This window comes from Acidovorax sp. LjRoot66, assembly GCF_964253305.1.
GTDB lineage: Bacteria > Pseudomonadota > Gammaproteobacteria > Burkholderiales > Burkholderiaceae_C > Acidovorax.
In genome coordinates, this window is record NZ_CAXUQU020000001.1 from 1,655,900 (window position 1) to 1,677,527 (window position 21,628).

25 protein-coding genes and 1 tRNA gene are annotated in these 21,628 nt (G+C 67.8%); 15 read left to right on the plus strand and 11 right to left on the minus strand.

Annotated features, from left to right (window positions below; all coding sequences use genetic code 11):
- Window positions 1-80 precede the first annotated feature (80 nt).
- The 4 genes from ACSQ3Y_RS07685 to greB all read left to right on the plus strand — a co-directional run bounded on the left by ACSQ3Y_RS07685 (window position 81) and on the right by greB (window position 1,524).
- Window positions 81-157 (plus strand) — tRNA-Arg (locus ACSQ3Y_RS07685).
- A gap of 210 nt (window positions 158-367) precedes the next feature.
- Window positions 368-697, plus strand: coding sequence for a hypothetical protein (locus tag ACSQ3Y_RS07690; RefSeq protein WP_057265041.1), 330 nt, complete (start codon window positions 368-370; stop codon window positions 695-697).
- Window positions 687-881: a hypothetical protein gene (locus ACSQ3Y_RS07695; protein WP_157421873.1), complete on the plus strand. Its 195-nt coding sequence runs from the start codon at window positions 687-689 to the stop codon at window positions 879-881. The genes ACSQ3Y_RS07690 and ACSQ3Y_RS07695 overlap by 11 nt, the downstream gene beginning before the upstream one ends.
- A 52-nt stretch (window positions 882-933) precedes the next feature.
- Window positions 934-1,524, plus strand: a complete 591-nt coding sequence (greB, locus tag ACSQ3Y_RS07700) for a transcription elongation factor GreB (protein WP_057265039.1) — start codon at window positions 934-936, stop codon at window positions 1,522-1,524.
- Between the two features lie 18 nt (window positions 1,525-1,542).
- Here greB and ACSQ3Y_RS07705 read toward each other — a convergent pair whose 3' ends face one another.
- The 4 genes from ACSQ3Y_RS07705 to ACSQ3Y_RS07720 all read right to left on the minus strand — a co-directional run bounded on the left by ACSQ3Y_RS07705 (window position 1,543) and on the right by ACSQ3Y_RS07720 (window position 5,715).
- Window positions 1,543-3,819 carry a RelA/SpoT family protein gene (locus ACSQ3Y_RS07705; RefSeq protein ID WP_436176884.1) on the minus strand — a complete coding sequence of 759 codons (2,277 nt, stop codon included), beginning with the start codon at window positions 3,817-3,819 and terminating at the stop codon, window positions 1,543-1,545.
- A gap of 98 nt (window positions 3,820-3,917) precedes the next feature.
- Window positions 3,918-4,121: a DNA-directed RNA polymerase subunit omega gene (gene rpoZ, locus ACSQ3Y_RS07710; RefSeq protein ID WP_005794722.1), complete on the minus strand. Its 204-nt coding sequence runs from the start codon at window positions 4,119-4,121 to the stop codon at window positions 3,918-3,920.
- Window positions 4,122-4,140: 19 nt separating this feature from the next.
- Entirely contained in the window at window positions 4,141-4,761 is a 621-nt protein-coding gene (gene gmk, locus ACSQ3Y_RS07715; protein ID WP_057265036.1) for a guanylate kinase, read from the minus strand.
- Between the two features lie 36 nt (window positions 4,762-4,797).
- On the minus strand, window positions 4,798-5,715 hold the full coding sequence (locus tag ACSQ3Y_RS07720; protein WP_436176885.1) for a YicC/YloC family endoribonuclease: 918 nt from the start codon (window positions 5,713-5,715) through the stop codon (window positions 4,798-4,800).
- Between the two features lie 75 nt (window positions 5,716-5,790).
- Here ACSQ3Y_RS07720 and ACSQ3Y_RS07725 point away from each other — a divergent pair, with 75 nt between their 5' ends.
- The 5 genes from ACSQ3Y_RS07725 (at window position 5,791) to hemW (ending at window position 10,613) form a co-directional block, all read left to right on the plus strand.
- On the plus strand, window positions 5,791-6,807 hold the full coding sequence (locus ACSQ3Y_RS07725) for a serine/threonine protein kinase (RefSeq protein ID WP_008905072.1): 1,017 nt from the start codon (window positions 5,791-5,793) through the stop codon (window positions 6,805-6,807).
- An 82-nt stretch (window positions 6,808-6,889) separates the two neighbouring features.
- A complete protein-coding gene (locus ACSQ3Y_RS07730) occupies window positions 6,890-7,792 on the plus strand; it encodes a PP2C family protein-serine/threonine phosphatase (RefSeq protein ID WP_057205454.1) in 903 nt (300 codons plus the stop codon).
- Window positions 7,793-7,933: 141 nt separating this feature from the next.
- The gene (gene rph, locus ACSQ3Y_RS07735; protein WP_057205451.1) at window positions 7,934-8,662 is read left to right on the plus strand and encodes a ribonuclease PH; all 729 of its coding nucleotides are present in this window, start codon (window positions 7,934-7,936) and stop codon (window positions 8,660-8,662) included.
- Between the two features lie 55 nt (window positions 8,663-8,717).
- On the plus strand, window positions 8,718-9,317 hold the full coding sequence (gene rdgB, locus ACSQ3Y_RS07740) for an RdgB/HAM1 family non-canonical purine NTP pyrophosphatase (RefSeq protein ID WP_057265034.1): 600 nt from the start codon (window positions 8,718-8,720) through the stop codon (window positions 9,315-9,317).
- A gap of 18 nt (window positions 9,318-9,335) precedes the next feature.
- A complete protein-coding gene (gene hemW / locus ACSQ3Y_RS07745) occupies window positions 9,336-10,613 on the plus strand; it encodes a radical SAM family heme chaperone HemW (RefSeq protein WP_436176886.1) in 1,278 nt (425 codons plus the stop codon).
- Here hemW and ACSQ3Y_RS07750 read toward each other — a convergent pair whose 3' ends face one another.
- Together ACSQ3Y_RS07750 and ACSQ3Y_RS07755 are read right to left on the minus strand one after the other, a co-directional pair.
- Complete coding sequence (locus ACSQ3Y_RS07750; RefSeq protein WP_436176887.1) at window positions 10,614-11,807, minus strand: MFS transporter; 1,194 nt, start codon at window positions 11,805-11,807, stop codon at window positions 10,614-10,616.
- Between the two features lie 127 nt (window positions 11,808-11,934).
- Window positions 11,935-12,270, minus strand: coding sequence for an I78 family peptidase inhibitor (locus ACSQ3Y_RS07755; protein ID WP_436176888.1), 336 nt, complete (start codon window positions 12,268-12,270; stop codon window positions 11,935-11,937).
- Between the two features lie 242 nt (window positions 12,271-12,512).
- Between ACSQ3Y_RS07755 and ACSQ3Y_RS07760 the strand changes: the two genes are divergently transcribed.
- On the plus strand, window positions 12,513-12,713 hold the full coding sequence (locus ACSQ3Y_RS07760) for a hypothetical protein (RefSeq protein WP_057205438.1): 201 nt from the start codon (window positions 12,513-12,515) through the stop codon (window positions 12,711-12,713).
- 23 nt (window positions 12,714-12,736) lie between these two features.
- Window positions 12,737-13,075 (plus strand): hypothetical protein, encoded by a 339-nt coding sequence (locus tag ACSQ3Y_RS07765; protein WP_436176889.1) that lies wholly within the window; start codon window positions 12,737-12,739, stop codon window positions 13,073-13,075.
- Window positions 13,076-13,496: 421 nt separating this feature from the next.
- Here ACSQ3Y_RS07765 and ACSQ3Y_RS07770 read toward each other — a convergent pair whose 3' ends face one another.
- Window positions 13,497-13,787: a hypothetical protein gene (locus ACSQ3Y_RS07770; RefSeq protein WP_436176890.1), complete on the minus strand. Its 291-nt coding sequence runs from the start codon at window positions 13,785-13,787 to the stop codon at window positions 13,497-13,499.
- Between the two features lie 201 nt (window positions 13,788-13,988).
- Here ACSQ3Y_RS07770 and ACSQ3Y_RS07775 point away from each other — a divergent pair, with 201 nt between their 5' ends.
- A complete protein-coding gene (locus ACSQ3Y_RS07775) occupies window positions 13,989-15,146 on the plus strand; it encodes an ABC transporter substrate-binding protein (RefSeq protein ID WP_057205429.1) in 1,158 nt (385 codons plus the stop codon).
- A gap of 9 nt (window positions 15,147-15,155) precedes the next feature.
- Here the strand turns inward: ACSQ3Y_RS07775 and ACSQ3Y_RS07780 are convergent, their stop codons facing one another.
- Window positions 15,156-16,187, minus strand: a complete 1,032-nt coding sequence (locus tag ACSQ3Y_RS07780) for a Bug family tripartite tricarboxylate transporter substrate binding protein (RefSeq protein WP_082604383.1) — start codon at window positions 16,185-16,187, stop codon at window positions 15,156-15,158.
- The gene (locus ACSQ3Y_RS07785; RefSeq protein ID WP_057205497.1) at window positions 16,171-17,106 is read right to left on the minus strand and encodes a LysR family transcriptional regulator; all 936 of its coding nucleotides are present in this window, start codon (window positions 17,104-17,106) and stop codon (window positions 16,171-16,173) included. The genes ACSQ3Y_RS07780 and ACSQ3Y_RS07785 overlap by 17 nt, the downstream gene beginning before the upstream one ends.
- Before the next feature lie 179 nt (window positions 17,107-17,285).
- Between ACSQ3Y_RS07785 and ACSQ3Y_RS07790 the strand changes: the two genes are divergently transcribed.
- Window positions 17,286-18,671, plus strand: a complete 1,386-nt coding sequence (locus ACSQ3Y_RS07790) for a hypothetical protein (protein ID WP_057205426.1) — start codon at window positions 17,286-17,288, stop codon at window positions 18,669-18,671.
- Window positions 18,672-18,695: 24 nt separating this feature from the next.
- Here the strand turns inward: ACSQ3Y_RS07790 and ACSQ3Y_RS07795 are convergent, their stop codons facing one another.
- Entirely contained in the window at window positions 18,696-19,316 is a 621-nt protein-coding gene (locus ACSQ3Y_RS07795; RefSeq protein ID WP_057205423.1) for a hypothetical protein, read from the minus strand.
- Between the two features lie 158 nt (window positions 19,317-19,474).
- On the opposite strand from ACSQ3Y_RS07795, the gene ACSQ3Y_RS07800 reads away from it, so the two are divergent.
- Window positions 19,475-19,990 carry a GlcG/HbpS family heme-binding protein gene (locus tag ACSQ3Y_RS07800; RefSeq protein ID WP_162261441.1) on the plus strand — a complete coding sequence of 172 codons (516 nt, stop codon included), beginning with the start codon at window positions 19,475-19,477 and terminating at the stop codon, window positions 19,988-19,990.
- A gap of 26 nt (window positions 19,991-20,016) precedes the next feature.
- Window positions 20,017-20,439, plus strand: a complete 423-nt coding sequence (locus ACSQ3Y_RS07805; protein ID WP_162261440.1) for a nuclear transport factor 2 family protein — start codon at window positions 20,017-20,019, stop codon at window positions 20,437-20,439.
- Between the two features lie 96 nt (window positions 20,440-20,535).
- Here the strand turns inward: ACSQ3Y_RS07805 and ACSQ3Y_RS07810 are convergent, their stop codons facing one another.
- The gene (locus tag ACSQ3Y_RS07810; protein WP_436176891.1) at window positions 20,536-21,627 is read right to left on the minus strand and encodes a TRAP transporter substrate-binding protein; all 1,092 of its coding nucleotides are present in this window, start codon (window positions 21,625-21,627) and stop codon (window positions 20,536-20,538) included.
- Window position 21,628 lies beyond the last annotated feature (1 nt).

Sequence of the window (21,628 nt, forward strand, 5' to 3'; positions counted from 1 at the left end):
TTCGGATCTTTCTGGTGGCGAACACAGAAAGCAGTGATTTTTTGAAATGTTGAAAAATCCATGCTATAATTTGAAGCTTAGCGGCTGTAGCTCAGTTGGATAGAGTACTTGGCTACGAACCAAGGGGTCGTGGGTTCAATTCCTGCCAGCCGCACCAACAGGTAAGCCCTGATATCGCAAGGTATCAGGGCTTTTTCCTTGGTGGGTCCTGCTCTCATGCCGCATCTGGCCAGATGCCGCCGGCGGGCCTTGGAGGGGCCTCGCTCTTTTCGCACGCACCTCACGCCGTCTTCCTACACGTCACCCGCTCCGGCCGGCGCACCCTGTGGGGCAGAGTTCACTGCAAAGAACTCCGCCTCCCACAGCCATGCCCGCCCACGCCGTCACCTGCCAGTTCCAGCGCGATCCTGGATCCGAGCGCCTCGCCTCCACACCGGTGGAGGCGGATGCGGAAGCTGTACTCTTCAGTTGGACAGACCAGGAGGGCCGGGGCTACGAAGTGTTGCTGCGCGGCGGTGACCGGCTGGTGGCCACGCTCCGGTTCGATGCGCAGGAGTGCGATGTCGCCACCGAGGAACTGCACCTGCAATGCCGGGCGCTGGGACTGGTGTGGGAGACAGTGACTTCCGCGTCGGGTGAAGGTGTGTCGGTAGCCGAAGAGATGTCCCCCCGGGGAGCTGACCACCATGGCCACTGATCCCAAGGACCATCCGCAGCACCGCGCGCCCGAGCACCTGCCCAGGCCATTCGTCAGTGCACCGCATCCTTCCCCGCCCCGGCAGCAACCCGGCACGGTGCCATCGCCAGACGGGGCCGGGGCTTTTGCGGGCGAAGTGGAGAACGAAGCCGACGACCCCGTGGGCAAGCCCCCCAGGACCTGAGGGACGCCAAGGCGCGCGGCGGTCCACGCCGCGGCGCAGGTAACATGCCACCATGAGCAAGGCTTTCACCAAGGAATCCGACACGCAGGCCGATGACGACGAAGGGCCTGCGCTGCCCCCCATTCCGGCCGGGTCGCGCAACTACATGACGCCTGCAGGCTATGCCCGGCTGCGCGGCGAACTGCTGGACCTGATCGACAACGAGCGCCCGAAGATCGTCGAGGTGGTGCACTGGGCGGCCAGCAACGGCGACCGCTCGGAAAATGGCGACTACCTCTACGGCAAGAAGCGCCTGCGCGAGATCGACCGGCGCATCCGCTTTCTCACCAAGCGGCTGGAGGTGGCCGAGGTGGTGGACCCACTGGTCCATGCCGGCAGCGACCAGGTGTTCTTCGGCGCCACCGTGACCTATGTGGACGAGGAAGACGCCACGAGCACCATCACCATCATGGGCATCGACGAGGCCGACAGCGGCCAGGGCCAGGTGAGCTGGGTGTCGCCCGTGGCGCGCGCCCTGCTCAAGAGCCGGGTGGGTGACGAGGTGCCTTTGCCCACGCCGGGCGGCGTGCGTTCGCTGGAGGTGCTGGAGGTGCGCTACGAGCGGCACGATCCGCCACCGCTGCAGGGAACCTCGACCCCCTGACCGCTGTGCCAGCGGCGCTCAGGCCGCTGGAGTGATGCGGCTGGCGCGGATCACCGCCGGGGTGCGCCGCAGGTTGCGCAGGGCCGATTCGATATGGGCCTGGTCGCGCACGGCGACGATGAAGCGCAGGTCGGTGGTGTCCAGCGCCACTTCGTCGTCCATGTCCACGTGGGTGATGTCTGCCTCGGCACTGGCCAGGTCGGCGGCCACGCGGGCCAGTACACCCTTGCTGTTGGTGATGGTGACGACGATGCCGGTCTCGAACATGCGCACGGGCTCGTCGGCCCAGTCCACGGCGATGAAGCGCTCGCTGTCCTTGTGCTGCAGGCGCTTGGCCACGGCGCAGTGGGTGTTGTGCACCACCAGTCCTTCGCCACGGCCGAGGTAGCCGACGATGGCATCGCCCGGCACGGGGCGGCAGCAATGGGCGTACTGCACCGAGGCGTTCTCGCTGCCGTCGAGCGTGACGGCGCCCTGCGACAGGCGCTCGTGCGAGGTATAGCGTTCGCGGCTGAGCAGCAGGGCGTCGGGCCGGTGGCCGTGCTCGCTCATCAGCACCATGAGCCGCTTGGCCACGATGCTGGCGATGCGCTTGCCCAGGCCCAGGTCCGTCATCAGCTCGGTGCGGGTGCGGTTGCCGGTAAAGCGCAGCAGCTTGTCCCACATGGGCTGGGTCTCGGCATTCACCGGGGGCAGTTGCTCCAGTCCTTCGGAGCGGATGGCCTGGGTCAGCAGCTTTTCGCCCAGGCCTTCGGATTCGGCATGCGCCAGGGTCTTGAGGTAGTGGCGGATCTTGGAGCGCGCGCGGCCCGTGCGCACGAAGCCCAGCCACGCCGGGTTGGGCGTGGAGATGGGGGCGGTGATGATCTCCACCACGTCGCCGTTCTTGAGCTCGGTGCGCAGTGGCACCTGTTCATTGTTGATCTTGGCGGCCGTGGTGCGGTCACCCACGTTGCTGTGGATGGCGTAGGCAAAGTCCACCACCGTCGCGCCCCGGGGCAAGGCCATGATCTGGCTCTTGGGGGTGAACACGTAGACCGCGTCGGGGAACAGGTCCACCTTCACGTGGTCCCAGAACTCGGCGGCGTCGCGCGTCTCGTTCTGGATGTCGAGCAGCGACTGCAGCCACTTGGTGCCCAGGCGCTCGGCCGAGGTGCCGTCGCCGTCCTGCGCCTTGTACAGCCAGTGCGCGGCCACGCCGGCCTCGGCGATGACATGCATCTCGTCGGTGCGCATCTGGAACTCGATGTTCACGCCCGAAGGGCCCACCAGCGTGGTGTGCAGCGACTGGTAGCCATTGAGCTTGGCAATCGCGATGTGGTCCTTGAACTTGCCTGGCACCGGCTTGTACATCTGGTGCAGCACGCCAAGGGCCGTGTAGCAGTCGGTCACCGTGGGCACGATGACGCGAAAGCCGTACATATCCGTCACTTGGGCAAAGCTCAGGTGCTTCTGGTCCATCTTCTGGTAGATGGCGTAGAGCGTTTTTTCGCGGCCGGCCAGGCGCACCTGCATGCCGATGCGCGAAAAGGCGGCGTCCACCTCGGCTTGCACTTTCTGCACCAGGTCGCGGCGGCGGTTGCGCGATTTGTTCACCGCCTTGGCCAGCGTGGCATAGCGCCAGGGGTGCAGGTGGCGGAACGACAGGTCCTGCAGCTCGCGGTAGGTCTGGTTCAGCCCCAGGCGGTGGGCGATGGGGGCGTAGATCTCCAGCGTTTCCGACGAGATGCGGCCCCACTTGCTGCGCGGCATGTCCGACAGCGTGCGCATGTTGTGCGTGCGGTCGGCCAGCTTGATGAGGATGACGCGCACGTCGCGCGCCATGGCCAGCAGCATCTTGCGAAACGACTCGGCCTGGTTTTCCTCGCGGGTGTTGAACTGCAGCTTGTCGAGCTTGGTCAGTCCATCGACCAGCTCGGCCACCGGCGCGCCAAAGCGCTCGATCAGGTCCACCTTGGTGACGCCGCAGTCTTCCATGGCGTCGTGCAGCAGCGCCGCCATCAGGGCCTGGGCGTCGAGCTTCCAGGTGGCGCACTGGGCGGCCACCGCGATGGGGTGGGTGATGTAGGGCTCGCCGCTGTTGCGCAGCTGGCCCAGGTGGGCCTCGTCGGCGAAGCGGTAGGCCTGGCGCACCTGCTCGATGCTATGGGCGTCCAGATAGTCGAGGTTATCGGTGAGCGCGGCAAAGCTGGCGGCCGCTGCATTGGCCGCTGCCGCAGATGCACTGACTGGCGCGTGGGTGTCGCCAGGCCGGGCATGCGCTGCTGCCGAAGGAGTGTTGAACACCGCGTTCATGCCTTAAATGTAGCGCGGGTGCGCAATACGGGTCGCCGAGGAAAAAAAAAGCACCGCATGAAAGCGGTGCTCTCGGGGGCCGGTGCCCGGAGAAAGACTCAACCAGGAACCTTCTTGAGCATTTCCAGGCCGACCTTGCCTTCGGCGATCTCGCGCAGGGCGGTCACGGCGGGTTTGTTGCGGCTTTCGATGCGCGGGGCATGGCCCTGGCTCAGCATGCGGGCGCGGTAAGTGGCGGCCAGCACGAGCTGAAAGCGGTTGGGGATCTTTTCCAGACAGTCTTCTACGGTGATGCGTGCCATCGGTGGGTACTCCGGGGATTCAGGTGATATTGAGCGACTGGAAGGTGTCAGCACGGGCGCGTCGCTGGGCGGCGTACTTCAGGCGCTGGGCGTGCACGACGGCTTTCAGGTCGAAAAGCGCGCGCTCAAACAACTCATTGATTATAACGAAGTCGAATTTGCTGACCTGCGCCATCTCGGTAGCCGCATTCTTGAGGCGGACTTCGATGACATCCGGAGAGTCCTCGCCCCGGCGTTCCAGGCGCGAGCGCAGCTCTTCCCAGCTCGGCGGCAGGATGAAGACCAGGAGCGCATTGGCAAACGCCTCCTTGATCTGCAGCGCGCCCTGGAAATCGATTTCCAGGATCACGTCCGAGCCCTGGGCAATGCGCTCCTCGATGGCCTTCTTGGAGGTGCCATAGCGGTTGCCGTGCACATGCGCCCATTCCACGAAGGCATTGCCCTCGACCATGGCGTCGAACTCGGGCTGCGACGCGAAATAGTAGTCGCGGCCGTGCTTTTCCTGGCCGCGCGGTGCCCGCGTAGTGTGTGAGATGGACAGGTGGACGTGCGAGTCCAGCTCCAGCAAGGCCTTGACGAGGCTGGATTTGCCGGCGCCGCTGGGGGCTGCCACTACGATGAGATTTCCTGGATAGTCCATAGGTGATGTGCGCCAGGCGCTATCAAAACATGAGTCTTATTCAATATTTTGCACTTGCTCGCGCATCTGCTCGATCAGGACCTTCATGTCCACGCTGATGCGGGTCAGGTCCAGGGCGGCCGATTTGGAGCCCAGGGTATTGGCCTCGCGGTGCAGTTCCTGGATCAGGAAATCGAGGCGCTTGCCGACTTCGCCGCCCTTCTTGAGCAGGCGCTCAATCTCCTCCAGGTGGGAGTCGAGGCGGGTGATCTCCTCAGCCACGTCGATGCGGATGGCGAAGGCGGTGGCCTCGGTCAGGGCGCGGTCGCGGGCGGCCTCGGGCAGGGTGGCGCCATCGGTCAGGGCCATGGCTTCCTTCCAGCGCTCCATGAAGCGCTGGCGCTGATGCTCCACCAGCAAGGGCACCATGGGCACGGCCTGCTCGGCCAGGGCGCGCAGCTGCTTGAGACGGTCGAGCAGCATGGCGGCCAGGCGCTTGCCCTCGCGCTCGCGGGCCGACATCAGCGCGGTCAGGGCCTCTTCGGCGAGAGCAGGCACGGCCTCGCTCCAGTCCTCGTTGCCCGAATGGGCGTTGGCGCACAGGCGCAGCGCATCGGCCACGCTCAGGGGCGCGGCGTTGGGCAGCCAGGACTTGACAGAGTCCTGCAGGGAATTGAGGCGCTGCAGCAGGCGGGCAGGGGGGTCCTGCAGTGTGTTGCTGTCTTCGTTCTCCAGCGCGGCGCGCACTTCCACCTTGCCGCGTTTCAAGCGCGCGGTCAGCAGGGCGCGCAGGGCGGGCTCCATGGCGCGCAATTCGTCGGGTAGCCGAAACGACAGGTCCAGGAAGCGGCTGTTGACCGAGCGGATCTCCAGCCCCAGGCGGCGCGCCTGGGTGGCGCGGCCCTCGGTTTCAGCGCCAGCGGCGGATGTGCCGTGCTGCGCGCTGGCGTATCCGGTCATGCTGTAAACTGGCATTGGACTTTTTGATGGTTGCTTGCGATCCGGCGATTATCCGGGTTCCGCCCTACCCCCGAGTCATCTTCGCAAAATATGTCAAAAATCAAACCGGCCCCCTTGCCACCCGATACCGCGATTGGTGGTTACCGTGTGGTGCGTCGGTTGTCGTCCGGTGGCTTCGGCGTGGTCTACCTGGCCCTCGATGCCGAAGGCCAGCAGGTTGCCATCAAGGAATACCTGCCTTCGTCCCTGGCCACGCGCGCCCCGGGCGAGCTGCTGCCCAAGGTGCAGTCCGAAAAGCTCTCGCTCTACCGCCTGGGCCTCAAGAGCTTCTTTGAAGAAGGCCGCGCGCTGGCGCAGATCTCGCATGCCTCGGTGGTGAGCGTGCTCAACTTCTTTCGCGAGAACGAAACCGTCTACATGGTGATGAACTACCTGGAGGGCGCCACCCTGCAGGACTTCATCATCACCGCGCGCGACCTGAAGACGCAGAAGGTGTTCCGCGAATCCACCATCCGCTCGCTGTTCGACGAGGTGCTGCGCGGGCTGCGCATCGTGCACCAGCACAAGATGCTGCACCTCGATATCAAGCCGGCCAACATCTTCATCACCGACGACAACAAGGCGGTGATGATCGACTTTGGCGCGGCGCGCGAGGTGCTGTCCAAGGAGGGCAACTTCATCCGCCCCATGTACACGCCCGGCTTTGCCGCGCCTGAGATGTACCGGCGCGACTCGTCCATGGGCCCGTGGACCGATATCTACGCCATCGGCGCCTGCATCTATGCCTGCATGCAGGGCTTTCCGCCCAACGAGGCGCCCCAGCGCATCGAAAAGGACCGCCTGTCGCTGGCGCTGACCAAGCTGCGCGGCGTGTACTCCGACAACCTCATCGAGGTGGTCGAGTGGTGCATGGCGCTGGATCCGCTGTCGCGCCCGCAGTCGGTGTTCGCCTTGCAGAAGGAGCTCAGCCGCGAAGGCGAGCGCCGCTACACCAAGCTCACGGTGGCCGAGAAGATGCGCCTGCAGCTCGACACCCTGGTGTCCGACACCAAGAAGAATGTGCAGAAGGTGGGTGAAGCCACCGGTATCGGAGCCAAGCCCAAATGAAAACCACCCACGCAAAGCGGGTTCGGGCGGGATGCATATTTACTAACGATGCATTGGTGCATCCTTGTTTGCGTGGGCCACTATGAAGTTCTCCGTATTCCAGATCAGCCGCCGCGGCGGCCGCGAGAAGAACGAAGACCGCATGGGCTATTGCTACACGCGCGAATCGGGCCTGTTCGTCCTGGCCGACGGCATGGGGGGGCACCCCGAGGGCGAAGTGGCGGCGCAGATCGCGCTGCAGACCATCTCGGCGCTGTTCCAGCGCGAGGCCAAACCCCAGCTCAAGGACGTGCAGGAGTTCCTCTCGGGCGCGCTGCTGGCCGCGCACCACCAGATCCTGCGCTACGCCACCGACAAGGGCATGCTCGACACGCCGCGCACCACACTGGTGGCCGCCGTGCTGCAGGCCGGCACGGCCACCTGGATCCACTGCGGCGATTCGCGCCTGTACATGGTGCGCGACGGCGACCTGCTCACCCGCACCCGCGACCACTCGTACATGGAGCTGCGCAACAACCCGCCGCCGGGGCTTGAGCGCATCAACCGCAACGTGCTGTTCACCTGCCTGGGTTCGCCAACCAAGCCCATCTACGACATCACCGGCCCGGTGTACCTGGAGCAGGGCGACCGCATCCTGCTGTGCTCCGACGGCCTGTGGGGCACGCTCAGCGACGAAGAGATCGCCAAGCAGATGGCCCGCCAGACGGTGTCGCACGCCGTGCCGGAGCTGGTGGAAGAGGCCCTGCGCACCGCCGGTGACAGCAGCGACAACGTGACCGTGGTGGCGCTCGAATGGGAGACCCCCGATGCGTTCGAGTCCACCCAGGGCGTGTCCACCGACAGCATCAGCGACGACGTGTTCGCCTCTACCATCCAGGCGGGTCCGCTCGACGGGCTGGTGGACGACCTGGACGACGCCGCCATCGAACGCTCGATCGCCGAGATCAACGAAGCCATCCGCCGCTCTGCCGCGCGCAAAACCTGAGTTCCATGGGCTGCGGGCGGTGTGCGGCGCCGTGGAGAACGGCTCTTGTGCGGCCGGCCGCTGGCTGACGCACCGACCTGACCCGCAGGCCTGCCCGCGTGCGCAGCGGGCGACTGCCTTCTTTTGACACCGGAAATTCACATGACCACCTACCTTCGCACCGGCGACCGTGCCGCCGACCAACTGCGCCCCGTGCGCATCACGCGCCACTACACCATGCATGCCGAGGGCTCGGTGCTGATCGAGTTCGGCAACACCAAGGTGCTGTGCACCGCCTCGGTGGAAGAGCGCGTGCCCCCGCACAAGCGCGGCAGCGGCGAAGGCTGGGTCACGGCCGAGTACGGCATGCTGCCGCGCGCCACCCACAGCCGCAGCGACCGCGAGGCCGCGCGTGGCAAGCAGAACGGTCGCACGCAGGAGATCCAGCGCCTCATCGGCCGCAGCCTGCGCGCCGTGTTCGATCTGAAGCTGCTGGGCGAGCGCACCATCCAGCTCGACTGCGACGTGATCCAGGCCGACGGCGGCACCCGCACCGCCGCCATCACTGGCGCTTGGGTGGCCGCGCAGGACGCCGTCACCCAGCTGCTGGCCGCCGGCAAGATCACGAAGTCGCCCCTGGTGCAGCCTGTGGCCGCCATCTCGGTGGGCATTGTCGAAGGCACGCCGCTGCTGGACCTGGAGTACGTGGAAGACGTGGGCTGCGACACCGACATGAACGTGGTCATGACCGGTGCGGGACACTATGTGGAAGTGCAGGGCACGGCAGAAGGCGCGGCCTTCACCCGCCAGGAGATGGATGCGCTGCTGGCCCTGGCCGAAAAGGGCATTGCCGAGCTGATCACCCTGCAGCAGCAGGCCCTGCGCGACTGATCCAATTCCCTCCGGGCTGGCCGCCAGTCGGCCCTGACAACAACGATTTTTCACGATGAAACTGGTCCTCGCATCCAACAACCGCGGCAAGCTGGCCGAACTGCAGGCCATGCTGGCACCGCTCTCGGTCGAACTCGTGCGCCAGGGCGACCTGGGCGTGGGCGAGGCCGAGGAGCCGTTTCGCACCTTTGTCGAAAACGCCCTGGCCAAGGCGCGCTTTGCCGCCGCGCACACCGGCCTGCCGGCCCTGGCCGACGATGCCGGCCTGTGTGTGGACGCCTTCGGCGGCCTGCCGGGGGTGGACACCGCCTACTACGCCACGCAGTTCGGCTACAAAAAAGGCGACGACACCAACGTGCGCGCCATCCTGGAGCAGATGCAGCACATCGACCAGCGCCGCGCCGCCATGGTCAGCACTCTGGTGGCGGTGCGCAGCCCCGAAGACCCCGAGCCCCTGATCGCCGTGGGCCGCGTGGTCGGCGAGATCACGCGCGAGCCGCGCGGAAGCAACGGCTTCGGGTTCGATCCCGTGATGTTCATCCCCGAGTTCGGCAAAACCTTTGCCGAGCTGCCCGTGGAAGTGAAGAACGCCCACAGCCACCGCGGCCGATCTGCCCAGCAGATGCTGGCGCTGATGCGCGAGCGCTGGTTCTGAGCACCCCTCCGAATTTCCATGACCCACATCCCCATCGTCCCCGACACCGAGGCGGCCGAGCCCGCCGTGGTGCGTGACATCCAGCACTACATGCGCGCGGGCCTGCTGCAGCTGCAGAGCCTGCCGCCGCTGTCGCTGTACGTGCACCTGCCCTGGTGCATCCGCAAGTGCCCGTACTGCGACTTCAACTCGCACGAGTACCGGGGCGCTGCTGCAGGGGCCGATGCGGGGCACGCCGCGCCCGGCGAGGTGCCCGAGCAGCGCTATATCGACGCCCTGATGGCTGACCTGGAGGCCGCGCTGCCCCTGATCTGGGGCCGCACCGTGCACAGCATCTTCATCGGCGGCGGCACGCCGAGCCTGTTCTCGCCTTCGGCCATCGACCGCTTGGTGGGCGGCATCCGCGCGCGCCTGCGCCTGGAGCCCGATTGCGAGATCACCATGGAGGCCAACCCCGGCACTTTCGAGAAAGACCGCTTCCGCGCCTTCCGCAACGCCGGGGTCACGCGCCTGTCCATCGGTGTGCAGAGCTTCAACGACCGGCACCTCAAGGCCCTGGGCCGGGTGCACGACCGCGCCCAGGCACTGGCCGCCGTGCAAGAGGCGGCCGAGGCCTTCGACACCTTCAACCTCGACATCATGTATGCGCTGCCGGGGCAGACCCCGGCCGAGCTGGAAGAGGACATGGCCCTTGCCCTGTCGCTGAAGCCCCCGCACATCTCGATCTACCACCTCACCATCGAGCCCAACACCTACTTTGCCAAGTACCCGCCGTCCATCCCCGAGGACGACCAGGCCTATGCCATGCTCGACCGCATCACCGAGATGACAGCCCAGGCGGGGCTTTCGCGCTACGAGATATCGGCCTATGCGCGGGCCGGCCACCAGTGCTGGCACAACACGAACTACTGGCAGTTCGGCGACTACCTGGGCATTGGCGCGGGCGCGCACAGCAAGCTCAGCTTTGCCCACCGCGTGGTGCGCCAGGTGCGCTTTCGCGACCCGGGCCGCTACATGGACAACGCCCTGGCCGGCCACGCCGTGGCGCAGGACGAAGAGGTGCGCCGCGCCGACCTGCCGTTCGAGTACATGCTCAACGCCCTGCGCCTGCGCGAGGGCTTCGCGCTCAAGGATTTCACCGAGCGCACCGGCCTGCCCGTCACCGCCATCGCCAAGGCGCTGGACAAGGCCGAGGCCAAGGGCCTGATCGTGCGCGAGCCGGGCGGCCAGGTGCGGCCCACTGAGCGGGGCTTCGACTTTCTGAGCGACCTGCAGGAGCTGTTCCTGGCCGACTGATCAGGCGCTGCGGCGGTCGCCCTGCAGCCGCCACAGCCCGAACAGCGCCCCCAGCGCCACCAGCGAGATGCCGAAGGCCAGCCACAGCGCCGCATGGGGACCGGCCGAGATCAGGATGGCGGCGAACACCGGCGGTGCGGCGGCGAACGACAGGTTCAGCGGCATGGCCAGCCGCGCCGACGCGCGCGCATACGCAGCGGCCGGAAACACCAGCAGCGGCAGCGTGGCGCGGCTCACGGCGATGACGCCGCCCGCCATGCCGTAGACCAGCGCGAACAGCAGGGCGCCGGTGAAGCTGCTGGTAAGCATCAGCACGATGAAGCTCAGCGGAAACAGCGCCGCTGCAGCCAGGCCCGTGGCAAAGCCCGACCAGCGCCTGCCGCCCAGAAAGTCGAACAGCCGCCCCGCCCACTGGGCAATGCCGATGAAGGCCGCCGCCGCCAGCGCGCTGGCGTGGCTCAGACCCGACGCCTCGAACAGGATGATGATGGTGAGCGCAAAGCCCCAGGTCACGAAGCCATTGGCGGCAAAGCCCACGGCCAGCAGGGCGAAGCGGGGCCGGTCGATGGGGACGGGCTCGGCCGGCACCTGGGTGGCGTTGGTACCCCTGGGCCGGCGCGCCAGCACGGCCCAGTGCAGCGGCAGGCAGACCAGCAGCACCAGCGCGCCAAAGGCCAGCGTCGCCGCGCGCCAGCCCCACTGGGCCTGCAGCAGCCCCGAGAGCGGCCAGAAGAGGGTGGAGGTGAGGCCCCCGGCCAGGATCAGCACACCCAGCGCCCGGCGCGCCTTGTCGCCCGCGATCTCGGTCACCGCGATCTGGGCCGGCGTGCTCAGCATGCCGGCGCCGGCCAGGCCCAGCACCGCCCACGCCAGCAGGTAGGACACGGGGCCTTGCGCCAGCCCCACCAGCGCCAGGCCCAGTGCGCCCAGCAGCGAGCCCAGCACCATCACCGGGCGCGCGCCATGGCGCTCGAACACGGCGCCCAGCGGCCACGAGGCCAGGGCCATCACCACCAGCATGGCCGTGGGCCCGGCCATCACCAGTGGCAGGCCCATGCCCAGCTCGGCCGCCATGGCCGGCCCGGTGACCGCCGGCAGCCAGAAGGTGGAGCCCCAGCCGATCAACTGGGTGAGCGAGAGGGCGGCGACGGCGCGGACGGTGGGGGAAGGAGCGGTGAACGAGCGCAGCGGCATCGGGCGGGGACCTGCGGCGCGAAGGGGAGGAATAGGGAACAAAAGCCGGGGGAACGCTGCGCCGCAGGAATGATAGCCGGCCCCGCGAGGTCCCGCCCGGCCCTGGCCACTGCCCGCAGCGGCTTGTTCAACCGCAGCGCACGGTGGTGATCTTGCCGCTTGCGTCAATTACCAGGTTCAGTCGCTCGGCATTGAACTCCCTGGTCACAGGCTGGTTGTCGCGCAGCACGCGCGCCATGGCTGCGCCCGAGGCCACGCGCGCCTGCTCGACCGTGCTGGCCGTGGGCTGCTTGCCCTTGGCACCCTGGGCCGGTGCGGCGTTGCAGGTTCCGCCCCTGGGGCCGGGGCCCACCGAGGGTGTGTCGGCCGCTGGCGGGCGCGAGGGTGTGCCGGCGCAGCCCGCGAGCAGGGCCATGCACAGGCCAGCGCAGGCGGTGAGAAGGGTTTGGTAGCGGTGGTGCATGGAGGGTCTCCTCGGATGGACAAAAAGGGGCGCACGGAGCGCGCGCGGCCTTGCCACCATAACGCCTGGCGAGCCCCTCATTTGTGACGTAGCGTAGCCACGGCGCCAGCGCCTACAGGGAGACAGGGCATTGCAGGACATTTCCTACACATGTGACATCGGCTATCCGACCCCGGGTGCCTGCCGAAAGTGCGCCAATCCTTCCATAGCCCAGTCTTTTCCCCGAACGCGAGGATGGAACCATGCACTTCGATGACCTCTACACCCGGCGCCTTGAACGGATCGGCGAGCCGGACCCCCTGCAAATGGGCCAGCCGATGCGGGCTGCCGCGCAGTCCCAGCAGAGCGAGTACCTCATGGTGGGCAAGGCCGACATGGCCCATGTGCAATGGGAACCCCAGTTCGGGGACACGCTGCATGGCGAATTCCAGGCGATGGGCTGATGGCGTTCAAGAGTACAACCACCATGCTTGCCGCCGCCCACCCCAGCCAACGCACTAACCTGGCACCCAATGACGACGGCAGCCTGCAGGTCAGCCTTATCCTGCACATCGCGCACGACGGCGCGCAAGGCTACCGTGCCCGCATGTTCGACGAGCAGGACCAGGTGGGCAGCCCCACCTACCACTCGCGCATCGAAGAAGCCATCCGCTGGTACGGCGAACATTCGCCTGTCGCGGGCGTGCAGGCCTTTCGCATCTGGTACGGCGGCTGGTGCGCGGGCAGCTTCAGCCTGGCAGACATGGAGCAGGATGCCGAGAGCATCGCCGATCGCCTGCAGGTGCTGGCCCTGGTGGTGCGCTGAACCTCGGCGTCTTTACGGCGTGAGGAAGTAGTACCAGATCCAGGGGGCGTAGACGAGTTTAGGCGCCCATGCCACGGCAATGATGCCGTTGTAGAGAGGGCAGTTGTACCGGTCCGCGTAGTAGCCCGCGAACGGGATGAAGGTGCCCGCTACCGTGCATCATAGTCCACTGAAACCGAGAAATCGGCTGTGCGTGAGGGTCTGGCAGGGCCGCAATCTAGGCGGCGGGCGCAGCCGGGTTGCACACCCGGCGAGCACGGCAACGACGAGTGCGGCTCTGCCAGACCCTCACCCTGCGGGCCGGGGTTGCCGCGGGCGCATCGCGGCGTTGCGGGCTTTGCCAAGTCGGCCAGCCTTGGCCGCAGCCCGCGCCTTGCGCTGCATCCCACTGCCACCCCGGCGCACAGCCGATTTCTCGGTTTCAGTGGACTAAGTATCCGGTCAACTCGATGAAGGCATCGGTGCGCGTCAGGTACCCCAGCGGCTGCGTGCCGACCTGTACCACATTGCCCGTGCTGGTGCTCAACAGATAGGTGTAGAAATAGGTGGGCTCGATCACGAGGGCCCGCGTCGCGCCTTTGCCGGCGGTGCTGGCCGCCGGGCGCTCGATGGCCGGCATCGGCACCTGGTCGAGGTTCGGCGCCTCCCCGGACTGCGCCAGGGCGCCATGCGATACCACCAAGGCCATCAGCAGCAAGAGCAGTTTCTTCATGGTGTTCCCCCAGGAATTGACCAGCCATGGTTGCACTCCGCAGGCCATCATGCAAGCCCATATGGCCAGCACTGGCTAAGTTTTCGCTGGGTTCGAAGCTGACAGAAGGCTGTCGGTAAGGCGGCGGTGCTGGTATAAACGCGCTCGGTCACCGGCGCGCTGCGCTGGCATGCCCACAACGACAAAGACCCGAGGAGACACATGAACCCGAGCGCCGCCGCGACCGCTGTCCGCCACTGGCTTGCCAGCCCTGTTCTAAGTGCGGGCGTGCTGCTCGCCGCTACGGTGGGGGCGGCGCAGGCAGCCCCCATCGTGGTCGGCCAGGTGGCGCCGCTGTCGGGCCTCAAGGCCAGCGACGGCCGGGGCTACTCGGCAGGCATGCAGATGTACTTCAACCACGTCAACAAAGCCGGTGGCATCAACGGCAACACCCTGGTGCTGGCGCGCAAGGACGACACCGGCCGCGCCGACCAGACCTTGGCCGCAACGCAGCTGCTGCTGGCCGAGCAGCGCCCGCTGCTGCTGGCGGGCTACATGGGCGCCGGCAACCTGGCGGCACTGCAGAAGTCGGGCCTGCTGGCCAAGGAGAAGATCGCGCTGGTGGGCTACCGCAGCAGCACCTTCCAGCCTGACTCGCCCCTGCTCTACAACGTGCGCGCCGGCCTGCGCGACGAGATCGGCAAGATCGCCGAGCACTTGGCCACCGTGGGCATCACCAAGCTGGGCCTGCTGTACGAGGAGGGGCCCGACGCCCCCGCGCTGCTGGCCAGCGCTGAGGAGGCCGTGAAGAAGAACGGCGGCAGTCTCGTGGCCAAGGGTTCGTACGAGATGGACACCCTGCGCATGGAGAACGCCAACAAGCTGCTGCAGGCGGCCAAGCCCCAGGCCATCATCCTCATCACCAGCGGCGCCGCCGCTTCGGCCTTCATCGAGAAGTACCGGCTGGAAGGCGGCACCGCCCGGCTATTCGCCTCCTCCGACGTGGACCTGGAGCAACTGGCCAAGCGCCTGGCCGAAGAGCACATGCAGGGCATATCGATCGCCCAGGTCACGCCCAACCCGTACCGCGCATCGAGCAAGCTGAGCAAGGAATTCCGCGAGGTGCAGGCCAAGAGCGGCGACCCCGACGTGCCCGTGAGCTACGCCATGATGGAAGGCTACATCGCCGCCAAGGTGATCGCCGAGGCCGCCCGCCGGGCCGGCGCCAAGCCTACGCGCGAAAACCTGGCCGCTGCCTTGGACAGCATCGACAGCCTGGACCTGGGTGGCTACACCGTGGGCTACCGCCCCGGACAGCGCGCGGGTTCGCGCTTCGTGGAGCTGTCCATCGTGAGCGCTACCGGCCGCATCCGGCAATAAGGATCGGCTTCAGCGCAACACGGCGCTGCTGTGGCGCACCAGTGCCTCGTTGCCCTGCCGGTCTGTGGCGATCTGCTGCGCGAAGGTGGCCACTGTGCCGCCCGCGGGCAGCAGGTGCTTGTCCCTCAGCACCGCGGCAAAGCCCCCGGCACCGAGGATGCGGTTGACCGCCTCGTTCAGCCCCTGCACCACGGCGGGCGGGGTGCGCGCGGGGGCGAACAAGCCGAACAGCGAGCTCAGGTTGGCGCGCGGGTAGCCCAGCTCGGCCAGGGTGGGCACCTCGCGCAGCGCCGGCAGGCGCGCGGGCGAGCCCACGGCCAGTGCATGCAGGCGGCCGGCGGCCACATACTCGAGCTGCTGCGCCGCGAGGTTGGACGACAGCACCTCGAACTGGCCCCCCAGCGCGTCGTTGAGCTGCGCACCGCCGCCCTGGTAGGGCACGTGGGTGATGTCGGCCCCGCTGTGCAGGCGCGTCTGCACCAGCACCATGTGCCCGGTGGTGGCCACGCCCGAACTGGCCCAGCGCACGGCGCCGGGCCGCGTGCGCGCCAGGGCGACCATCTCGGTGAACGAGCGCGGGCCCAGGGCCGGCGTGCCCATCACCAGCACCGGCGTGTGCATGATGCCTACGACCGGCATAACCAGGCCGAGCGGATCGCGCAGGCCGCCGGGCACCAAGAGCGGCTGCAGCGTGACCGGCGTGATGGCCGAGAACGCCAGGGTGTGCCCGTCGGGCGCGGCGCGGGCCAGCAGGTCGATGCCCACCGAGCCGCCGGCACCGGCGCGGTTGTCCACCAGCACCGGAACGCCCAGGGCGCGCGCCAGCGGCTGCGCCAGCGCCCGCGCCGTGGCATCGCTTACGCCGCCGGGCGGGTACACCACGATCAGCCGCACCGGGCGGCTGGGCCAGCGCGGTGCGGCTGCTGCATGCACGGCGGGTGCTGCAGCCACCAGGGCCGCGCCGCCCGCAGCCCAGCGCAACAGGTGGCGGCGGGGCAGGGTGGCAGTGGTGGGCAGAAGTGGCTCAGGCCGTCGCAGCAACTTTGGCCCTTCCGGCCGCGATCTTCGTGACCAGCTCGACGAAGGCCCCCGTGGGGCCGTGGCAGTCGCTCTTGCGGTACGCCAGCGTCAATGGCGCGCCCAGCTTCACCGCGCGGGCCAGCGGCCGGTAGACGATGGCGTTGTGGTGCGTGCCCTGCATGGACGAGGGCACCACCGAGATGCCGGCCCCGGCGGCCACCAGGTTCAGGTTGGTCATCATGCGGTCCACCTCAGACACCACGTTGATGGCCACGCCCTCGCGCGTGCACAGCTCCAGCAGGTTGGCATACAGCCCCGGCGCGCCGGGCTTGCGCACGAAGATGAACTTCTCGCCCTGCAGCTCCTTGAGCTGCACGGGCAACTGCTTCTTGCCCACAGGCGCCTGCGCCAGCGGGTGGTCGCGCGGCATGGCAAGCACGGCCGGCTCCTGCAGCAAGGTCTTGAGCACCACGCCCTTGGGCCAGGCCACGGGCACGCGCAGAAAGCCGCAGTGCAGTCGGGACGAGGCCACCGCCTCGGTGATCTCGGCGGCGTTGTTCTCGCTTACCACCAGCTGAATGCCGGGGTAGGTGGCGCGGCACATGCGCAGCGCCTCGGGCGTGAAGTCGTGCGCCGCCGACGAGCTGGTGAAACCGATGGAGAGCATGCCCTGGCTGCCGTCGGCAAAGGCCAGCATGCGCTCCTGCATGGCCGCGCAGTCGCGCAGCAGGCGCGTGGCCTCGGCATAGAAGAGCTGGCCCGCATCGGTCAGCGTCACGCCCTTGGGATGGCGCAGGAACAGCGGCACACCGAGCTCCACCTCCAGCCCCTTGATCTGCTGGCTCAGCGGGGGCTGCTGCATGCCCAGGCGCTCGGCAGCGCGCGTGATGTGCCTGGCATCCGCAACGGCGACAAAGTAGCGCAGGTGCCGAAACTCGATATTCATAACGTATGGACCACAGATTATTCAGGTGTTTGGCATGTGCAGCCTACGCTCCTAGGATACGCCCTGTTCCTTGCAACCGGCCTCGTCGGTTTCCCTGTGGCGGGCTTCGTGCCCGCCTGTGCATTGCGCACAGGAGCACGCTTTTGACACAACAACAACCGGAGACAAAATCCATGCGTTTCACCACCGGCTCGCGCAGCCCGGTCGCTTCGTCGACCCTGTCCGTCCTTTCCACCCTGTCAGCCATCACCCTGCTGTCCGCCTGCGGCGGCAGCGACAGCCCCGCATACCCGCCCGAAGCCAAGCCCGTTGCGGTGGCTTGCCCGGCCGAACTGCCCGCCACTGCCACCTGCCAGGGCGGGCGCGATTCGGCCGGAGCCTACTACCTCATCGCCACGCCCAAGGACTGGGGCGGCAACCTGATCCTGCACGCACACGGCGGGCCCGATCTGGCGGCCCCCACGGCCGAGCGCGCGCAGGAGGACCTGGTGCGCTGGGCCATCATGGTCAAGGCCGGCTACGCCTGGGCGGGCTCCACCTTCCGCCAGGGCGGCGTGGAAGTGCGCGCTGCAGCCGAAGACACCGAGCGCCTGCGCCGCATCTTCAACGAGCATGTGGCGGTGCCCAAGCGCACGGTGCTGCACGGGCAGTCGTGGGGCGCGGGCGTGGCCGCCAAGGCCGCTGAGATGTTCACCGCGCAGACCGTGGGCGCGCAGCCGTACGACGCAGTGCTGCTCACCAGTGGCGTGCTGGCCGGCGGCACGCGCTCGTACGACTTCCGCCTGGACCTGCGCGCCGTCTACCAATACCTGTGCAACAACCACCCCCGGCCCACCGAGGCGAGCTATGCGCTCAACCTCGGCCTGCCCGCCACGCTGACCCTGGCGCGCGACGACTTCAACGCCCGCGCCAACGAATGCCTGGGCCTGGACAAGACCGCCGCCCAGCGCACGCCTGAGCAGCAGCGCAAGGTCGAGACCATCGAGAAAGTCATCAAGATCCCCGCCAGCGCCATCTCGGCCCACCTGAGTTGGGGCACCTACCACTTCCAGGACGTGACCGCCAAGCGCACCGGCGGCGCCAGCCCCTTTGGCAACACCGGCGTGGTCTACAGCGGCTCGGCCGACGACGCCGCCCTCAACGCCGGCGTGCTGCGCTACCGCGCCGACCCGGTGGCCGTGCAGCGCTTTGCCGACGACACCGACCCCAAAGGCACCATCCCCGTGCCCGTGCTCACCACCAAATGGATCAGCGACCCCACGGCCTTCGTCGAGCTGGACGCCTACTTCAAGACCGTGATGGACCGCGGCGGCAGCGGCGACCGCCTGGTGCAGACCTTCGTGACCACCGGCACGCACAGCTACATCAGCGACCCGACCTACCCGGCGCTGGTGACCTCGCTGCTCGACTGGGTGGAGACGCGCACCAAGCCCACACCCGCCAGCGTGGCGCAGCGTTGCACGTCGCTCGAAGCGCGCTTCGGCACGGGCTGCACCTTTGCGCCGGCCTACGTGCCCGGCGCGCTGGAGACGCGGGTGCCGGCGCGCACGCGGCCTTGAAGCTCAGGCCCAAAGGCGCGGTTGTCAGGCAGCCGTAGAGAAGCTGTCAGCCAGCCGCGCCTCCACCACCGCGTTGCGCGACTGCTTGACGCAGCGCTGCTGCTGCTCACCACCATCGCGCAGACATTGCAGCGCATGCGGGCCCACCCAGACCTGAGCGTCCGGCTTGCCGGGGTTGGCCGAGCGCCCTGGCACGGCCGGGCCGAAGGGCATGGCGGGGTTGCACCAGCGCAGCACGGCGTTGCTGTAGTGCTTGCGCACGAAGCGGCCCAGCGTTTTGTAGCGCCGCTCGACTCCCTGGGCGGCCTGCGCGCTGGCGCTGCCCGTGGCCACCGCGATGCGCCCCTCGAAGAGCACACCGTCCGCAAAGATTTCGGAGCGCAGGAACTGCACGGTGGCGTACTCCGATTCGCAATACCAGTCGTTGCAGCCGGCGATGTAGCGGGCTTGCAGCGCTGCTTGGTCATCGGGCGACCAGAGGATGCAGTAGTTGCCGCGGATGGCGTCGAGGTCGCGGAAGGTCTGCGGCGCCGCAGCCTGCCAGCGTGGCCCGTCGATCAGCAGCACCGCAGGGTCGGCCAGGACCTGCGCAGCGAACTCGCGTTCGTCGGCAGGGTGCATCACAAAGCGCAGCTGGCTGTTCATGGGCGGATTATCCGGTGCACGCGCGGGCAATTGCCCGCCCCATGGGCTTCTTCAAACCTCATTTGAAACTGAAAGCGGTTCGCACCGGCTTATCAGCGCGGCACCCGGCTCCTACAGTTTGCCCACCATTAACCCTGGAGGTGGAAACGATGCGAACGGTGAAATCTTTGTCCCTGCCCATGAAGGGCCTGCGCCATGCCGGCATGGCTACAGCCCTGGTGCTGGGGCTGTGCTTGGGTGCGCAGTCGCAGGCCCAGCCGGCGGTGCCCGACTACGGCCCGGCCCTGACCCTGGACATGGCGCGCAAGGCCATGTCGGCCGCCGACGCGCTGGCGCGCGGCAATGGCTGGAATGTGGCCATCGCCATCCTGGACAGCGGCGGCCAGATGGTCATGTACCAGAAGTTCGATAACACCCACCATGCCAGCATCGCCGTGGCGCAGGGCAAGGCCCGCACGGCGCTGGACATGCGCCGCCCCACGCGCGTGCTGGAAGAGGCCGTGGCCTCGGGCGGCGGTGCCCTGGGCCTGCTGTCGGCCCGTGAGCTGACCCTGCTGCAGGGCGGCGTGCCCATCGTCAGCGGCGGCAAGATCGTGGGCAGCATCGGTGTCTCGGGCGTGGCTTCGGCCAACGACGAGAAGGTGGCCTTCGCAGGCGCGGAGGCATTGAAATGATGCGGCAAGCCCTGCTCTCTGGCGCCATGGCCCTCGGCCTTCTGCTGCTGGCCTCGCCAGCCATGGCGGGCCTGGCCGAAGACGCTGCGGCGGCCAGCGTGGACATCTATGCCCGCATGACGGCCAAGGACGCGCCGGGCTTCCTCAGGTACCGGCCCCCGGGCGGGTTCACCGAGTTCACGCCTTCGTCAAAGGAGCTGCAGCGCCTGGAGCTCAAGCCCTTCACGGACCTGTTCTCGTCGGACATGCGCATCAATCTGCGTGCTGAGGACATCAAGGTGCAGCTGATCGGCGATGTCGCCGTGGTCACCGGCACCCGCATCGGCTACGTGGCGGCGCCCAATACCACGCCGGTGGAGGTGCGCTACGCCCTGACCATGATCTGGGCACGTACCAACGGTGCGCTGCAGCTGCAGCACCTTCACTACACGCCACTGGCTGCCAGGTAGTTGGAGGGGAGGACCGCCGGCACGGGCCTGACCGGCCCTTGCATCGCAACAGGCATGCCCCGGGCACCATTAGTGCCCGGGGTATTTTTCTTCGGATCAGCGCGATTGGAAGATGGCGCCATCGGCCTGCAGGGCATACGGCGCAACGCGCGCCTTGTACGCCAGCAGGCTGTCGATGACCTTCTTCGCATCGGCGTCGGCCCTGGCGCTTTCGGCCAGCTCCTGCGCCGTGGCGGTCTTCAGGGCCGCCAGCACCGATGGCGGCAACTGCCTGAGCGCCGTGCCCCGGCCTTCCAGTGCGCGCATGGCCACGGCATTGCGGTCCTGCGCGCGGGCCATGGAGCGCAGCGCGGCGGCCTGGGCCACCTGGCGCAGGATGTGCTGCAGGTCGGCGGGCAGCGCCATGAACTTCGCGCGGTCGATGAAGGCGTGCATCACCACATCGGGCTCGTGCCAGGGCGCGTAGTAGTGCGGCGCGTACTGCGCCAGCGGCAGCGTGGCGTCGATGGCCGGGCCGACCACGTCGGCCGCATCGATCCTGCCCTCGGCAAAGGCCGCGACGATCTGGCCCAGCGGCAGGTTCACCGGCACCGCGCCCACGCGCGCCAGTACCCGCCCCGGAAAGCCCGCGATGCGGATGCGCACGCCCTTCAAGTCCTCGGGCGTCTTCAGCTCCTTGGCGAACCAGCCGCCCATCTGAACGCCGGTGTCGCCCACCGCCAGCGGCACCACGTTGTGCTGCGCCAGGATGGACTCGAACAGCGCCTGCCCGCCGCCCTCGGCCAGCCAGGCGTGGTTTTCCAGCGCCGTCAGGCCGAAGGGGATGGCGGTGAAAAAGTCGATGGCCGGCACCTGGGCTGCGTAGTACTGCGCGGTGGTGTGGCCGATCTCGAATCGGCCCTCCTTTACCGCCTGCAGCAGCCCGGCGGGCGCGCCGTGTTTGCCGGGGTCGATGACCTCGATGGCCAGGCGCCCGCCCGATGCGGCGCGCACGCTGTCGGCAAAGTCCACGGCGGTTTCATGCAGCAGTGGCAGCGCGGTGGGCCACGAGGTGCCCATGCGCCAGCGGATGGGGGCGGGCGATGCCGCCTGGGCGTGCACGGCGGGCGCGGCGGCCAGCGATGCGGCGGCCAGCGCGGCAGCCAGTGCGCGGCGCCGGGGCAGGGGGCTGGTGGTGTCGTTCAGCATG

What these genes read in the sequence shown, in the direction of transcription:
- ACSQ3Y_RS07690 (WP_057265041.1), top strand. Translation starts at nt 368, where the DNA reads ATGCCCGCCCACGCCGTCACCTGCCAGTTCCAGCGCGATCCTGGATCC.
- ACSQ3Y_RS07695 (WP_157421873.1), top strand. Translation starts at nt 687, where the DNA reads ATGGCCACTGATCCCAAGGACCATCCGCAGCACCGCGCGCCCGAGCAC.
- greB (WP_057265039.1), top strand. Translation starts at nt 934, where the DNA reads ATGAGCAAGGCTTTCACCAAGGAATCCGACACGCAGGCCGATGACGAC.
- ACSQ3Y_RS07705 (WP_436176884.1), bottom strand. Translation starts at nt 3,819, where the DNA reads ATGAACGCGGTGTTCAACACTCCTTCGGCAGCAGCGCATGCCCGGCCT.
- rpoZ (WP_005794722.1), bottom strand. Translation starts at nt 4,121, where the DNA reads ATGGCACGCATCACCGTAGAAGACTGTCTGGAAAAGATCCCCAACCGC.
- gmk (WP_057265036.1), bottom strand. Translation starts at nt 4,761, where the DNA reads ATGGACTATCCAGGAAATCTCATCGTAGTGGCAGCCCCCAGCGGCGCC.
- ACSQ3Y_RS07720 (WP_436176885.1), bottom strand. Translation starts at nt 5,715, where the DNA reads ATGCCAGTTTACAGCATGACCGGATACGCCAGCGCGCAGCACGGCACA.
- ACSQ3Y_RS07725 (WP_008905072.1), top strand. Translation starts at nt 5,791, where the DNA reads ATGTCAAAAATCAAACCGGCCCCCTTGCCACCCGATACCGCGATTGGT.
- ACSQ3Y_RS07730 (WP_057205454.1), top strand. Translation starts at nt 6,890, where the DNA reads ATGAAGTTCTCCGTATTCCAGATCAGCCGCCGCGGCGGCCGCGAGAAG.
- rph (WP_057205451.1), top strand. Translation starts at nt 7,934, where the DNA reads ATGACCACCTACCTTCGCACCGGCGACCGTGCCGCCGACCAACTGCGC.
- rdgB (WP_057265034.1), top strand. Translation starts at nt 8,718, where the DNA reads ATGAAACTGGTCCTCGCATCCAACAACCGCGGCAAGCTGGCCGAACTG.
- hemW (WP_436176886.1), top strand. Translation starts at nt 9,336, where the DNA reads ATGACCCACATCCCCATCGTCCCCGACACCGAGGCGGCCGAGCCCGCC.
- ACSQ3Y_RS07750 (WP_436176887.1), bottom strand. Translation starts at nt 11,807, where the DNA reads ATGCCGCTGCGCTCGTTCACCGCTCCTTCCCCCACCGTCCGCGCCGTC.
- ACSQ3Y_RS07755 (WP_436176888.1), bottom strand. Translation starts at nt 12,270, where the DNA reads ATGCACCACCGCTACCAAACCCTTCTCACCGCCTGCGCTGGCCTGTGC.
- ACSQ3Y_RS07760 (WP_057205438.1), top strand. Translation starts at nt 12,513, where the DNA reads ATGCACTTCGATGACCTCTACACCCGGCGCCTTGAACGGATCGGCGAG.
- ACSQ3Y_RS07765 (WP_436176889.1), top strand. Translation starts at nt 12,737, where the DNA reads ATGCTTGCCGCCGCCCACCCCAGCCAACGCACTAACCTGGCACCCAAT.
- ACSQ3Y_RS07770 (WP_436176890.1), bottom strand. Translation starts at nt 13,787, where the DNA reads ATGAAGAAACTGCTCTTGCTGCTGATGGCCTTGGTGGTATCGCATGGC.
- ACSQ3Y_RS07775 (WP_057205429.1), top strand. Translation starts at nt 13,989, where the DNA reads ATGAACCCGAGCGCCGCCGCGACCGCTGTCCGCCACTGGCTTGCCAGC.
- ACSQ3Y_RS07790 (WP_057205426.1), top strand. Translation starts at nt 17,286, where the DNA reads ATGCGTTTCACCACCGGCTCGCGCAGCCCGGTCGCTTCGTCGACCCTG.
- ACSQ3Y_RS07795 (WP_057205423.1), bottom strand. Translation starts at nt 19,316, where the DNA reads ATGAACAGCCAGCTGCGCTTTGTGATGCACCCTGCCGACGAACGCGAG.
- ACSQ3Y_RS07805 (WP_162261440.1), top strand. Translation starts at nt 20,017, where the DNA reads ATGGCCCTCGGCCTTCTGCTGCTGGCCTCGCCAGCCATGGCGGGCCTG.
- ACSQ3Y_RS07810 (WP_436176891.1), bottom strand. Translation starts at nt 21,627, where the DNA reads ATGCTGAACGACACCACCAGCCCCCTGCCCCGGCGCCGCGCACTGGCT.